Source organism: Sphaerimonospora cavernae (assembly GCF_042435035.1).
GTDB classification, from domain to species: Bacteria; Actinomycetota; Actinomycetes; order Streptosporangiales; family Streptosporangiaceae; genus Sphaerimonospora; species Sphaerimonospora cavernae.
Map to the genome: position 1 here is coordinate 42,244 of NZ_JBHMQT010000006.1, position 13,003 is coordinate 55,246.

14 protein-coding genes and 2 pseudogenes are annotated in these 13,003 nt (G+C 69.5%); 10 read left to right on the forward strand and 6 right to left on the reverse strand.

What is annotated here, in order from left to right; genetic code table 11:
* The first annotated feature begins 14 nt into the window (after positions 1-14).
* Positions 15-926, forward strand: a complete 912-nt coding sequence (locus ACFHYQ_RS04785) for an NmrA/HSCARG family protein (protein WP_394300121.1) — start codon at positions 15-17, stop codon at positions 924-926.
* 77 nt (positions 927-1,003) lie between these two features.
* Here ACFHYQ_RS04785 and ACFHYQ_RS04790 read toward each other — a convergent pair whose 3' ends face one another.
* Entirely contained in the window at positions 1,004-1,999 is a 996-nt protein-coding gene (locus ACFHYQ_RS04790) for a helix-turn-helix transcriptional regulator (protein WP_394299840.1), read from the reverse strand.
* A gap of 111 nt (positions 2,000-2,110) precedes the next feature.
* On the opposite strand from ACFHYQ_RS04790, the gene ACFHYQ_RS04795 reads away from it, so the two are divergent.
* Complete coding sequence (locus ACFHYQ_RS04795) at positions 2,111-2,533, forward strand: VOC family protein (RefSeq protein ID WP_394299841.1); 423 nt, start codon at positions 2,111-2,113, stop codon at positions 2,531-2,533.
* A gap of 156 nt (positions 2,534-2,689) precedes the next feature.
* Positions 2,690-3,786: pseudogene (locus ACFHYQ_RS04800) on the forward strand (winged helix DNA-binding domain-containing protein).
* A gap of 202 nt (positions 3,787-3,988) precedes the next feature.
* On the opposite strand, the gene ACFHYQ_RS04805 reads toward ACFHYQ_RS04800, so the two are convergent.
* Positions 3,989-5,545 carry an alpha/beta hydrolase gene (locus tag ACFHYQ_RS04805; RefSeq protein ID WP_394299842.1) on the reverse strand — a complete coding sequence of 519 codons (1,557 nt, stop codon included), beginning with the start codon at positions 5,543-5,545 and terminating at the stop codon, positions 3,989-3,991.
* 224 nt (positions 5,546-5,769) lie between these two features.
* On the opposite strand from ACFHYQ_RS04805, the pseudogene ACFHYQ_RS04810 reads away from it, so the two are divergent.
* Positions 5,770-5,871: pseudogene (locus tag ACFHYQ_RS04810) on the forward strand (DNA-binding response regulator); the annotation flags it as partial.
* Positions 5,872-6,288: 417 nt separating this feature from the next.
* Here the strand turns inward: ACFHYQ_RS04810 and ACFHYQ_RS04815 are convergent.
* Entirely contained in the window at positions 6,289-7,164 is an 876-nt protein-coding gene (locus tag ACFHYQ_RS04815; protein WP_394299843.1) for a helix-turn-helix transcriptional regulator, read from the reverse strand.
* Positions 7,165-7,295: 131 nt separating this feature from the next.
* Here ACFHYQ_RS04815 and ACFHYQ_RS04820 point away from each other — a divergent pair, with 131 nt between their 5' ends.
* Positions 7,296-8,201: an oxidoreductase gene (locus ACFHYQ_RS04820; RefSeq protein ID WP_394299844.1), complete on the forward strand. Its 906-nt coding sequence runs from the start codon at positions 7,296-7,298 to the stop codon at positions 8,199-8,201.
* A 96-nt stretch (positions 8,202-8,297) separates the two neighbouring features.
* Here the strand turns inward: ACFHYQ_RS04820 and ACFHYQ_RS04825 are convergent, their stop codons facing one another.
* Positions 8,298-8,597, reverse strand: a complete 300-nt coding sequence (locus tag ACFHYQ_RS04825) for an SAM-dependent methyltransferase (RefSeq protein WP_394299845.1) — start codon at positions 8,595-8,597, stop codon at positions 8,298-8,300.
* Between the two features lie 240 nt (positions 8,598-8,837).
* Here ACFHYQ_RS04825 and ACFHYQ_RS04830 point away from each other — a divergent pair, with 240 nt between their 5' ends.
* From ACFHYQ_RS04830 to ACFHYQ_RS04840, 3 genes are read left to right on the forward strand one after another with little or no spacing between them, the layout of a single operon-like run.
* Positions 8,838-9,536 (forward strand): DUF2637 domain-containing protein, encoded by a 699-nt coding sequence (locus ACFHYQ_RS04830; RefSeq protein WP_394299846.1) that lies wholly within the window; start codon positions 8,838-8,840, stop codon positions 9,534-9,536.
* Positions 9,533-9,802, forward strand: a complete 270-nt coding sequence (locus tag ACFHYQ_RS04835) for a hypothetical protein (RefSeq protein WP_394299847.1) — start codon at positions 9,533-9,535, stop codon at positions 9,800-9,802. The genes ACFHYQ_RS04830 and ACFHYQ_RS04835 overlap by 4 nt, the downstream gene beginning before the upstream one ends.
* Positions 9,799-10,155 carry a hypothetical protein gene (locus ACFHYQ_RS04840; RefSeq protein ID WP_394299848.1) on the forward strand — a complete coding sequence of 119 codons (357 nt, stop codon included), beginning with the start codon at positions 9,799-9,801 and terminating at the stop codon, positions 10,153-10,155. The genes ACFHYQ_RS04835 and ACFHYQ_RS04840 overlap by 4 nt, the downstream gene beginning before the upstream one ends.
* Before the next feature lie 109 nt (positions 10,156-10,264).
* On the opposite strand, the gene ACFHYQ_RS04845 is transcribed toward ACFHYQ_RS04840, so the two are convergent.
* Together ACFHYQ_RS04845 and ACFHYQ_RS04850 are read right to left on the reverse strand one after the other, a co-directional pair.
* Positions 10,265-11,470: a hypothetical protein gene (locus tag ACFHYQ_RS04845; protein ID WP_394299849.1), complete on the reverse strand. Its 1,206-nt coding sequence runs from the start codon at positions 11,468-11,470 to the stop codon at positions 10,265-10,267.
* A 17-nt stretch (positions 11,471-11,487) separates the two neighbouring features.
* Complete coding sequence (locus tag ACFHYQ_RS04850; protein ID WP_394299850.1) at positions 11,488-12,021, reverse strand: hypothetical protein; 534 nt, start codon at positions 12,019-12,021, stop codon at positions 11,488-11,490.
* 343 nt (positions 12,022-12,364) lie between these two features.
* On the opposite strand from ACFHYQ_RS04850, the gene ACFHYQ_RS04855 reads away from it, so the two are divergent.
* Together ACFHYQ_RS04855 and ACFHYQ_RS04860 are read left to right on the forward strand one after the other, a co-directional pair.
* Positions 12,365-12,661, forward strand: a complete 297-nt coding sequence (locus tag ACFHYQ_RS04855; RefSeq protein ID WP_394299851.1) for a type II toxin-antitoxin system Phd/YefM family antitoxin — start codon at positions 12,365-12,367, stop codon at positions 12,659-12,661.
* Entirely contained in the window at positions 12,658-12,894 is a 237-nt protein-coding gene (locus ACFHYQ_RS04860; RefSeq protein WP_394299852.1) for a hypothetical protein, read from the forward strand. The genes ACFHYQ_RS04855 and ACFHYQ_RS04860 overlap by 4 nt, the downstream gene beginning before the upstream one ends.
* The last annotated feature ends 109 nt before the right edge of the window (positions 12,895-13,003 follow it).

Consider the following 13,003-nt stretch of genomic DNA (forward strand, 5'->3'; position numbering starts at 1 on the left):
AATCGCCATCGTTCGTGCTGGTCGTTGGAGCGACCGGCAAGCAGGGAGGCGCCGTGGCCCGCGCGCTGCTCCGCTCCGATGTCCCGGTCCACGCGCTGGTGCGAGACCCTGGCACCGAGAGCGCCGCCGCCCTCGGCGCTGAGGGGGCCACCCTTGTGCGCGGCGACCTCGACGACGTGGCGTCGCTGAAGGCGGCGCTCGACGGTGCCCGTGCGGTGTTCTCGGTGCAGACACCTGATGCCACTGACCTGGTGGGCGCCTCCGAAGTCCGACGCGGGCGAAACCTCGTCGAGACCGCCCGGGCGGCGGGCGCCGAGCACTTCGTGCACACCTCGGTGTCGGGCGCGGGCACCGTCGACGTCGAACGCTTCGACGAGCAGCGCTGGGGTACGCACATGCTGCACTACTGGCGCAGCAAAGCCGCGATCGAGGACCTCGTGCGCGCCGCAGGCTTCCCCCAGTGGACGATCCTGCGACCGGCCACGTTCATGGAGAACTTCATCCGCCCGTCGTTCTACTTCGCGGACATGACTTCGGATCGGCTCCTCGTCGGGGTCGATCCCGATCTCCGGCTTCCCTTCGTCGCAGTCGACGACATCGGAGCGGCCGCTGCCGCGGCATTTGCGGAACCTCGGCGTTTTCACGGCGTCGAACTCGAACTGGCCGGTGACGTTCTGAGCTTCCGCACCGCCGCACGGGTCTTGTCCGAGGTCCTCGGGACGAGCATCGAGCTTCCGGCCAGCCCGGAACACGCTCGCGCGAACGGCCTCGTGACCGAGCTCTTCCTGGCGCAGCAGTATATGAGCGCACATCCCGCACCGGCGCGTCCCGAATTCGCGGCAAACTTGGGGATACCGCTGACCGCCTTCCAGCAGTGGGCAAAGACCACCCTGGGTGGCCTGCCCTCCGGCTCGCACGGGAGTTGATTTCGCAGCCGTGGTCTTGACCGCCTCGCCACAGGCGGGCAGGTCCTGAGTAGCCCTGCGGCGGATTCTCACCCGGTTCAGGGCAGGCGCAGGCCGGTCGCGGCGGCGTAGCGCCGGGCGAGGTGCTCGAAGGCGTCCTTGAGCTCGGGCGGGCCGACCACCTCGAAGTCGACGTCGAACCTGCCGATGGCGGCGGCCAGGGCGGCCCAGGACCACGAGCCCAGGACGAGGCGGCAGCGGTTCGGGCCGAGTTCCTCGACGAGTCCGTCGTGGGTGTACCGGGACACGACGGCGGCCGGCAGGTCGAGGACCACCTCGCCGCGGCAGGGCCAGTCGCTGGAGCCGTCAGAGCCGCCGGAGCCCCGGAACCTGCCGTTCACGAAGGCGGCCACGTCGCCTCCGGGCAGCTCACGCGGGGTGAAGCGAGGTCCTGCGGGGGTGCGGGGGGTGATCCGGTCGGCGCGGAAAATGCGCCAGTCCTCGCGGTCGAGGTCCCAGGCGACGAGGTACCAGTGCCCGCCCCGGCTGACGAGGTGATGCGGCTGCACCCGGCGCGGCGGGGGCCACCCGCCGCCGTCCTCTCTCTGCGGCGAGTAGTCGAAGCGCAGCACCTGGCGGGCGTGCACGGCGGTGCTGAGCTCTATGATCACACCGCTGTCGGCCCGCGGATCCGTCCGGCTACCTGGCCGCTCGACGGTGGTGATCTGGAGGGTGTCGATCCGGTGGCGCAGCCGAGTGGGCATGACCTGCCGTACGGTGTTCAGCGCCCGTGCCGCGGCCTCCTCGATGCCGGCCCCCGACATGGCGGCGGTCTGGAGCGCGACGGCCAGGGCGACGGCCTGCTCGTCGTCGAACAACAGCGGGGGCAGGTCCGTGCCTGCCTCAAGCCGGTAGCCGCCGTCCGGACCCTTGGTCGCCACGATGGGGTAACCAAGCTCGCGCAGGCGGTCGACGTCCCGGCGCACGGTGCGCGGACTGATGTCCAGCCGTTCGGCCAGCAGTGCCCCCGGCCAGTCCCTGCGTGCCTGGAGCAGCGAGAGCAACGCCAGCAGTCGCGCGGAGGTCTTCGGCATGGCCCAATACTGCCCTGAGAAGCGGCCACAACCTGACCTCTTCCTCTGTGACTGTTGTCTCGCGCCGGACAACGGCGTCCAGAAACGACAATCAGTGGTCAGGAGCCGAATATGGCCGTCAAGTCCGTGACTCATCTGAACTTCCGTGGCGACGCCCGCGCGGCGCTCGAGTTCTACCAGTCCGTTTTCGGTGGTGACCTCGCCGTCGTCACCTACAAGGACGCCGGGAGCGTGCAGGACCCCGCCGAGGCGGACCAGGTGATGTGGGGCCAGGTGCTCGCCGGCAACGGCTTCCACGTGATGGCCTACGACGTGCCCTCGCAGATGCCGTGGGGCCGGGGCGAGAACTCCTTCTTCGTCTCCCTGCGTGGCGAGAGCGCGCAGGAGGTCACCGCGTACTGGGACAAGCTCTCCGAGGGCGCCACCGTCGTGCAGCCGCTGGGGCCCGCGCAGTGGGCCCCGCTCTATGGCATGCTCAGGGACCGCTTCGGCGTCGTCTGGGTCGTGGACGTCGTGAGCGAGTACAACGGCTGAACATCACACGTGGTGCGGGAGCGCGCCTCCCGCACCACGCCCCCAGGGCCACCGAAGAGACCGAAGGAGACATCGACGTGTCCTACGACCCACCGGCCGTCACCCGGGCCGAGCTACGCCGGCGGCGGGGCGGCGAGCGAGCCGCGGCGTGATCCGATGACCGTTCTCGACCTCCGGGCGCTCAACCGCGCGACGCTCGCCCGGCAGTTGCTGCTCGATCGCGCCGACGTACCGGTCCTCGACGCCGTCGCGCATCTGTGCGGCCTGCAGGCGCAGGAACCGCAGGAACCGTTCGTGGGGCTCTGGTCACGGGTGCATGGATTCGATCCAGCGGTGCTGTCGGACCTGCTGATCCGGCGGAGAGTGGTGCGTACACACCTGATGCGCCGTACCGTCCACCTCCTGGCCGCCGAGGACGTCCTGGCCTGGCGGGCGCGCCACGACACCATGCTGCGCCAGCGCGTGCTCGGGACCTACCGTCGTGAGCTCGCCGGGGTGGACCTCGACGAGCTCGCGGAGGCGGGCCAGGCGGTGATGGCCGACGGCGAGCCCCGCTCGATGGCCGAGCTGGCGCGGGCGCTGGCCGGGCGCTGGCCGGAGCCGGGACCGCGGGCGCTGGGCGAGATGTTGGTCGCCGCCCTCGTCCCGATGGCACAGCTGCCTCCGCGCGGCCTGTGGCGCAGGAAAGCGGGGGTGCGCAACGTTCCGCTACCCGTCTGGCTGGGCCGCGAGATCGACCCGCCCTCCCCGGACGGCTCAGACCCGGTCGGCAAGGCGCTGGTACGGCGCTACCTGGCCGCGTTCGCCCCGCCGCCACATCCGACCTGCGCGCCTGGTGCGGTCTGGCCGGGCTGCCGGCCGCGGTCGCCGCGATCCGGGACGAGCTGGTCAGCTTCCGTGACGAGCGAGGCCGGCAACTGCTGGACCTCCCCGACGCGCCGCGCCCCGACTCCGGTACCACCGCCCCGGTACGGTTCCTACCGGCCTTCGACAACGTCGTCCTCGGCTACCACGACCGCACCCGCATCATCGATGACGCCCACCGCGGCCTGTCGGTCACCGGCGCCCGCGTCGTGCTGGTCGACGGCAGGGTCGCTGCGATCTGGAACGTCGAGGGCGGCACCGTGCTGGTCAGCCTGCTGCGTCGCTTCTCGCGAGCCGAGCGTGACAGCGTGGCCGAGCAGGGGCAGGCACTGGCGTCGTTCCTGTCCGACGGAGACAGCAAGCGCGTAGAACTCACCGATGCTCCCTGAGATCAAGCCACCTCGAGGTTTCAGCGTGACCTCCTGATCACCGGCCTGCCTGCAGACCCGAGGCACCTACCTGTCTCACCAAGGCCTGTCACCTCGGTCACCCCGAACAACTGGGGTACGACGCCATGGGCACGACCGAGATGATCACCGGGGACGGCGCCGGTGCTCTAAAGCTTGTTGCAGAAGGTGATGTGTAGGCAGGTCAGGGCCGGGGGCCGTCGCAGGAGGCGATCTTGGCCGGCAGGGTTCCCTTGATCAGGAACGCGACGGTGGCCTTGTCGGCGCAGGTCGAGCCGGTGCCGTAGACGAAGTGGCCGCCATGCTTGACACCGAGGAAGGCGGCACGGTCACCCAGGGCCCTGCGCATTCCCCGGCCCGCGGCCCACGGTGTGGCGTTGTCGCGGCGGTTCTGCAGGATCAGGATGTTACGCGAACCGTGCGAGGTGACCTTGACCACCGGCTCGATCGGCTTCTGCGACCAGAACGCGCACGGCAGGATGTTGTTGGGCATGCCCGCACTCAGCGGGTACTTCGCGCGGGAGGCCGCGGTGGCGTCGGCGTAGGAGTCCACCTCTCGCGACCAGGTGGTGTCCCCGCAGAGCATGGCCAGGACCATGGTGGCCTGGTTGTCCGCCGGCACGCCCTTCGCAGCCGGGGTGTCGGCGAGAATCTGCCGGAGCACGGCGACGTCCGCGTCCGCCGGGGCCTTGCCGGCGGACAGGTCGGCCGCCGCCTTCCAGAATCGGGTGAGCGGGGCGAGCATCTCGTTGCGCTGCAACATCTGGTACGTGACGCCGCGCAGCAGCGCACCGCTGATGGCCACCGGTGTGCCCGGCATCATGGCCGGCTTCCGGTCGAGGCGGTCGGCCAGTGCGAGGAAGGTGTCGGTGACCTCGCCGACGGTGCCGCCCAGCCCGAGGCCGGCGTCGTCCGCCGCGGCCACGCGGGCGGCGTCCGGGAACCGGTCGTTCATGCCCTGGTTCCAGGTGTTCAGCATCTTCGCCCACACCTTGCCCGGGTCGACGTTGCCCTCCAGCACCATCCGGTCGGTGTTGTGGGGGAACAGCGAGGCGTAGACCACGCCGAGGTAGGTGCCGAAGGATTGGCCCCAGTAGGAGATCTTCCGCGCCCCGAGTGCCCGGCGGATGCGATCCATGTCGCGCGCTGTGTTCGCGCTGTTGAAGAAGCGGAGTTTGTCACCGATCGTGGCGCACTGCCGGGCGACGGCGCGCGCGGTGGTGACGTTGCCCTCGATCGAGCCGCCGACGCCGGGGTAGGGGAAGATGGTGAGAAGGCTGGTGCCGGACAGACCGCAGCTCATCGGGGTGCTGTGGCCGACGCCGCGCGCGTCGAATCCGATCAGGTCGTAGGAGTCCAGCACTCCCTTCGGGAGCGTCAGTGCCATCTGGCCGGGCATGTCAAGGCCCTGCAGTCCTGGACCACCCGGGTTGAACAGCAGGTCGCCGCGCTTTTTGCCGTGCTTGGCGGTGGCGATCCTGGAGACCGCGACGGTGATGGTCTCTCCGTCGGGGCGGCGGTAGTCCAGAGGCACCTTGACCGTGCCGCAGGTTTGCCTGGGGTCCCGTTTGGTGCCCGGCGCGAGGTCCGGGCACTCACCCCACTTGATCGAATTCTGGACGTGACCGGCGGCCGTCACGGCCCTGGCGTCGGCCGGCTGCCCGCCGATCACTGCCCCCGCTGCCGCGACCGCGGTCAGGGCGCCGGCGACGACGACGCGTACGCGGATGGTGTTTCCCATGGTGCTGTCCTCCGAATTGCCGATGTGCCGCGATTTGGTTTCGCGGTTGACCGTGGTTGTCGGCCGCTGATGAGAAAGGTAGGAGTGGAGGGCCCTGTCCCGAATCACCGTGTTGTGGACATTCCGTGTAGCTCACATGAGGGACAAGCGCGGCAACGTCGGGGATCAGAGATCGCTAGGCTCTGAGCCGTGCCGGGGACCTGGGCCAGCGACCGCTTGCGGAGGTCCGGACCTACGTCTCCCGGATCCTCACCAAACTGGGCCTACGCGACCGCATCCAAGCCGTGGTCTTCGCCTACGGGAGCGGCTCTGCTGGAGTGACGTGATCAAGTGGTCAGGGTGAGGTCGTCGCGGTGGCGCCGGTAGCACGGCGGGTCTTGAGGCTGGAAATGACAAAGCCCCGAGGCGATGACCTGCATCTTCTCGGGGCGTCTCTGGTGTCCGAGGGGGGGAGGCGGCGAACCAATTACACATCCCTTCGCCCTCACCGCCGGCCTCCTGCTCGCGCAGAGGTGAGCGGCTGTGGACACCGATCTTGCCCGGCCGGACCACCGCATCCGGCGTACGACGATCGCCGGTATTTCCTCGGCCACCACCGGCAGCGCTCCGAGCATCTTCTCCACGCTCGGAGCGCCCCACTGCGCTCGCTGTCTCACGAGCCACAGGAACTATCGCTCCGCCCGGCTGTGATCAACCCGCCGCGCCGGAGACGCTCCAACCACCCCGATGTGCGGAAAACGGGACTAGCAGGAGTGCTCGCCGGTGAGCGCCGAGCGGGTCGCGTGCAATGAGGCCAGGAGCTGCAGCCGGTCGGCGTCGGCGCTGCCCGGCTCGGCGGTGTAGACCAGCATGACCGGTCCGGGGCTGCCGGGCAGCGGATAGGTGTCCCAGTCCAGGACGATGTCACCGACCTCGGGGACTCGGAAGGTCTTGGTGCCGCTGACCGACTCGCGTACGTCGTGCCGGGCCCACAGCCGCCGGAACTCGGCGCTGCGGATGCTCAGCTCGCCGACGATCGCGGTGGCGCGCGGATGGGTGGGGTCGGTGGCGACGGCGACGCGCATCATGCCGATGTAGTCCAGGGCCTGCCGCTCCCAGTCCAGGCAGCTCCGCTCGCCGGTCAGCGCGTCGTCGAACAGCAGCAGGAGCATGTTGAGCCGGTGGGGCGGGTAGGCGTCCGGATCGCCGAGCAGCGCCTGCGCCATGGGGTTCCAGGCGAGCAGGTCGAGGTGCCGACCGAGCACGACCGCCGGGGTGTCCATCACCCGCAGCAGCCGCCGTGTGCTGTCCGGCACCCTTTCCGGACCCCGGTCCACCCGGGCAGGCGCTGGTCGGCGGGCGGCGCGGGCCAGGGTGAAAAGGTGTCGGCGCTCCTCGTCGTCGAGGTCGAGCGCCCCGGCCAGCGCGTCCAGGACATCGTCGGACGGACGCACATCCCGACCCTGCTCCATCCGCTGGTAGTAGTCGGCGCTCAGCCCCGCCAGCAGGGCCAGCTCCTCGCGCCGCAACCCGGTGACCTTGCGGCGGCCGCCCGGCTCCAAGCCCACGTCGTGCGGACGCAGCCTGCTGCGGCGGGCTCGCAGGAAATCCCCGAGCGCACGAGCGTACAGATTGGTCATGCCGCAAGTGTGCCGCCTGGCCGGACCTCCAGGGTAGGTCTCGCAGACCTAGGCAGCCGGGAACGATCGAGCTGGCCCGCGCTGCCTCTAACGTCGTCGACCAACCGCACCGACACCTTCAGGAGCAGCAGATGACCGGATGGACCACCGACCGCATCCCCGACCAGCACGGCCGAATCGCCGTCGTGACCGGCGCCAACTCGGGCCTCGGCCTGGTCACCGCCACTGAGCTGGCCCGCCACGGCGCCCATGTCGTGCTCGCCGTCCGCAACACCGCCGCCGGCCAGGAGGCTGCGCGCCGAGTAGGCGGCGACGTCGAGGTACGCGAGCTGGACCTGGCCCGCCTCGACTCGGTACGCGCATTCGCCGCGAAGCTGGCCGCCGACCACCCGGTGATCGACCTGCTGGTCAACAACGCCGGCGTGGTGCTGCTCGGCCCACGCCGTACCACCGCCGACGGCTTCGAACTACACCTCGGCACCAACATGCTGGGCCACTTCGCGCTGACCGGCCTGCTGCTCGGCAATCTGGCCGCGGCCGCTCAACCACGGGTGGTCAGTCTCAGCTCGATCACCCACAAGAATGCCCACCTCGACTTCGACGACCTGATGTTTGAGCGCGACTATCGAGCCGCTCCCGCCTACGGCCGGTCCAAGCTCGCCACCACGATCTTCGCCGTCGAGCTGGACCGCCGCCTGCGCGCCGCCGGATCGCCGATTATCAGCACGCTGGCCCACCCCGGCATCACCCGCACCAACCTCACTCCGCGTGCCTGGGAGCACCGCGGCCGGTTCGGGCAGGCGATCGCACGGCTCGGCCTGCTGGTCACCCAGCCGGTGGAACGCGGCGCGCTGCCGCAGCTGTGCGCCGCGACCGACCCCGGGGTGCGGGGCGGCCAGTTCTTCGGGCCATCCGGGCGCTGGGAGATGCGGGGCCCGGTCACCGAGGCCCGGCTCAGCCGCGAGGCGGCCGATCCGGCCGCCGGCAGGCGGCTCTGGGCGGCGGCCGGGGAACTAACCGGCGTCAGCTACCTGTGAACCCTGTGCCTTGAGTCCTGCATTGCCGGTCGGGGGCTTCGTTTCTCAGTCCTGACGCGGGCGCGGGGTGCGGCGCAGGAGGTACGTGTCCATGATCTATCCTTTGCGGGTGCGGGCCTTCGCGCGCAGTTCGCGGATGCGGTCGCCCACTTCGGTCACTGGCCCGGACACGAGGAGCTCGTCCGAGGTGCCCAGGTAGGCGCCCCAGTAGATGGTGTAGTCGTCGAGGCCGATGTAGGAGGAGTGGGCGTCCAGCATGACGACCGTGTCGTTGGCGGTGGGGCCATCCTCGGCCAGGCGGCGGCCGGTGGTGAGATGGACGGGCCGTCCGATCTGGGTGAGGCTGGTGCGGTGGCGGGCGGTCAGAGCGGCCACCGCGCTGATGCCGGGGATCACCTCGGGCGGTCTCAAATGGTGGAAGCAAGTTCGGAGAGCATCTCGACGAACACTTCGACTGGCGTTCTGTAACCAAGTATACGCCGCGGACGGTTATTGAGTGAGTGAGATATGGAATTTAGAAGTTCCGGATCACTGGGAATCTTTGTCCCTTTCAGAAGATACTCGCGGATAAGCCCGTTCGTGTTCTCGTTTGTGCCGCGCTCCCACGGCGAATGCGGATGCGCGAAATAGACATCGATGTCCGTCTTGACCGCCGTCGTCAGGTGGATCTTCGCCGACCGGCTGGCAGCGGTACTGATCCCGCTCGCCGTCGACGGCCTGATCGTCGTCGCCTCGATGTCCATCCTCCTGGCCAACCGGCATGGCTCCCGCGGCGGTCTCCTGGCCTGGAGCCTCCTCGTGGTCGGCAGCCTGGCCAGCCTCGGCGCGAACGTCGCCGTCGCCGAACCCAGCCTGATCGGCCGCATCATCGCCGCCTGGCCTTCGCTGGCCCTCATCGGGAGCTACGAGCTCCTGATGTCCCAAATCCGCCGCTGCGCGGAAGGACGAGCAGAGTCTGAAGATTTCCCGGCCCTCCGAGCTAATCCTGTCGCCGACGCGGAAGCTGTCCCTGGCGAGCCACAAGGCGATCAGGAGGAAGACGCCAAACTCCCTGCTGAGCACAACGGGAACGGTCGGGCGCTGCAGCGAGAGGCCTGGCGGTGGGCACAGCAGAATCGTCAGGAGGACGGAGACCTGCCCAGCGGCGTCGCCATCGCCCGAGCCTTCGCCCGTAGCCCCCGCTGGGGCCGCCTGGTCAAGAAGGCCGGCCTCGCCGGCGAGCTGAGCTGCTGCCGCGCGCTGCTGGCCCAAGATACACTGGCACTGACGGGTGATGCCCCCCATCAGGGCCTGCCTTGCCGCACCGGAGCGTGCAGAGGAGAGGATGCGCGATGAAGGCCGCCACCGCAGCCACACTGCATGCGAATGCGGCCACGATCCGCCAGCTGGGCCGACAGTACGGGCTGCACTCCTTTACGCTGAGCGGCGAGCCCGGCGAACTCGTGGCCAGCCTGGACGAGGGCCGTACCTACTTCGATGTCACGGCATTCGAGGCTGATGCGTCAGGCCTCCTCGGCGCTACCGTCGAGGTCGTCCCTCGCGGTCCCGGGGTCGACGTCCAGGAACGCGAAGCACTCGGTGGCATGCGCGGCGCCGTGTGACCGTCCCGATCAGCGACCGCGAGCAGCAGGAGCTGACCCGTCTCACCGATGCCCAGGCCGCCCTCGCGGGAGCTGCCGACATTGCGCGCGACGGCGTGCCCAAGGCCGGCGAGGAGCGCCTGCTCGCCCTCGCCTACGCCATGCTCACCTTCGGAGAGATGCTCAAGCAGGCCTCCTGGGGCGTGGTCACTCACGCCTTCAGCGGCCCCATCGCCCTGCGCGACAAGCTCGCCCACATCCCGCACCGCAAGCTCAACCCCGACGTACTCATCGCCTCCACCAGCCGCGCCGAGACCGAGATCCTCCCCTTGATCCAGGCCCGCATCGAGGACCTGGCCGCCCGACGCGGCTGACCAGCGAAGAGCTACGCCTTCCGGGCCTGCCGTGCTCGTTCGGGCTGCCTTCCTCACGACGTCCGGCTGCCATCGGCCACGGGCAGCGGTTGTGCTGTGTATGGCCGGATCAGAGAGGAACCTTCCAGTTCTTCGCGAGCCAGGCCAGGTCGGCTTCGCCGCGTTCGCGGGTGAGGCGCTCTCGTTCGAAGAGTGCATCGGTCTTGGTCAGTACCAGGGTGTACGGCCGGCCCTGTCGTCTGGTCTCGTGGCGGACCGGCAGTTCGGCGCTGTCGATCCGGGAGTGGACATGCCGTCGCTTCTCCTTGGCGAGCGGCCACTCGAAGGCACGCCGTTGCGGGTCGCGGAGGAACGCGCCGAGCGTCCCGCACAGATCACACGTGCAACCGGCGGGCAGTTCGATCGACCAGTCGCCGGACGCACGCCGCGGACGGGCGAGCACCCCCCGGATCCGTTCGGCGCAGCCGAGGGCCAGCTCGCCGAAGCCTTCTCTGTGTGGTCCCGCGGCTCGCAGCGCGGCCATCACCAGCGAGATCACCTGATCGCCGCTGGCCTGCCCGAGCTTGACGACATCGGCCAGCACGCCGGCCGATCCGGTCTGGGCGGCGGCCACGGTGATCCCGGCGAGCGGCCCGCCGAGGCCGGTCAGCCAGGTGTCCAGTCTGCTGGTGGACTGCCCGGTGAGCATGGGACGGACCCCGTCCGCCAGGCATGTCCACGACAGGTCCAGGATGCGGCAGGCGGTCGCGTTTCCTCCGCTCCCCGCGGCCGACAACGTTGTGCACAGCCGGGGGAGACCCGTGAGCCATTCCAGCCGCTCCGGGGCATGGCCGTAGCCTCCCGCCCGCCACGCGGCGGACCAGTCGCGCAGCAGGCCGGCGATCCAGCTGTCGCCGTAGTGCGCGGCCAGGGCGGCGAGCGCGGGGGCGTGGCCGGGCGTCAGTTGCTCCAGCTGGAACGGACGCAGGAGCATGGCCGCCGCCTCCGCGTCGTCCACTCCCTTGGCGGTTTCCAGTGTCCTGCCGAGGAGATCGGTCTGCGGGGCGGAACGGACCGAGGCGTTCCAGAACGGTTCCAGTGACTGCGCCGCCTCGCGGGCCTCGATGACCTGTCCAGCACGGATCATCTCGCCGAGCGCGTCCATCGCCCAGGCTGAGGAGGCCTGGGCTCTGCTGGCGAAGTCCCGGCTGCGGGGCCAGATGACCAGCGCCGCCCGCCGGTACCAGCGGTCCAGGGTGTTGCCGTAGTTGCCCATGCAGCCCTCGTACTGGGAGGTGTGGGGTGTGAGGTTGGCCGTCGGGGTCGTCGCGGCCACCTCCGCGTCGCTGATGGTCAGCGAGATCTCCTCGGGCCGTTTTCCTTCCGGGCTGACCCAGTGTGGGCGAGCGTGATGGAGGAATCGATCAGGTCCTGAAGGACGTACTGCTCATCGTCTGTGCTGTCGGAGTCCTCCTCCGCGAAGTCGTCTTCGTCATAGTCGTCTTCGTCGTCATAGCGGTCGTCGTACCAGGAATCCTCGTCGTCGGAGCCGTAGGCGTTCCAGGTTTCCTGAATCTCCGCAAGGGCCAGCGTCACCTCACAACCCGCCCGGTCTGCTGCGGCCCGCAGCAGCGCGGCCCGGGCGGCGTCGGAGCCCTTCATCCGGGACCAGCTCAATCCCCGGGCGGTGTACTCGTGATCGAGCAGGTACGCCAGCCGGATCGGCGGGCCGGCCTGACCTCTTCCGTAGGAGAGGGTGACCGGAGTCGCGAAGTGCTCGTCGAGACAGGCCGCGAGGTCGCCTGTCAGCGTGTCCTGGGCTGCGGCGCCGCTGTCTCCGGTCAGGAGCAGGTTGTAGGTGAGGGTGATCCGGTTTCCCGCCGTCACGGGGAGGACCTGGTGGTGGCAGTCGGCGTAGAAGGCGACCAGTGAGACCGCGACCTTCGATCCGCGAGCGCGGGGTATGCCGCCTGGGACGCCTCGCCGAGAGTGTCCCGGGACGGAGTACGGTGTGCCGGCGGACCGGCCCCCGCGTTCGGTAGGCCATGGAGGTCGGCCGTTCGGGCGTAGGGCCATGGAGGTCGGACCGGAGACGGGTGGTCGGACGCGGGTACGGCCGGGGTCGCGAGGGCGGCCGAGCACGCCGACCCATGGAGGTGCCCAAGCCGAAAGCGACCGCGCGTCCCGTCAGACCGGTGTACAGATTGGACACATCAACTAGTGTGGACACATGGAGATTGAACAGATTGGGATCGTCGAGGCCCGCAAGCGCCTCGGCACGCTGGTGTCCCGCGCCGTGCACGCCCATACCCCCGTCAGGATCAGCCGCTCGGCCGAGGAGAACGCCGTCCTCATCAGCGAAGACGACTACGCCGAGTTCCGGCGCCTGCGCGAGCAAGCCGAGGTGGTGGAGTTCAAGGAGCGCATAGCCAAGGCCGAGCGCGGGGAGACGCCCGCGCTGTCCTTCACCGACGCTGACGACATGTTCCGCCACTTCGGCGTGACCCGAGACGGCCAGGAGCTATGAAGCGGGCGATCCACCTCGGCGCGGTCGTCGAGGAGATCGCGGCGCTTCCCCCGAACCTGCGCGCCCGGGTCTTGCGCACGATCGAGGACCTGGCGGACACTCCCGAGCCGCTTGGCGCGCGGCCGTACGGCAGCATCCCGACCGCGTTCGAGATCGTCGCGGACTCGTTCACGCTGCGCTACACGTACGGCGATGATCACGTGTCGGTGTGGATCGTGCGCGCCAACACCTGATGATCGTCCGGCACCCCTGGCGGGTGCCAGAAGGCGGGGGCTGGGGGAGGGTTACCAGGTCATAAGGGGTGCCACGGTGTCTGGCAGGAAGATCGTGGAACCCTCTGGC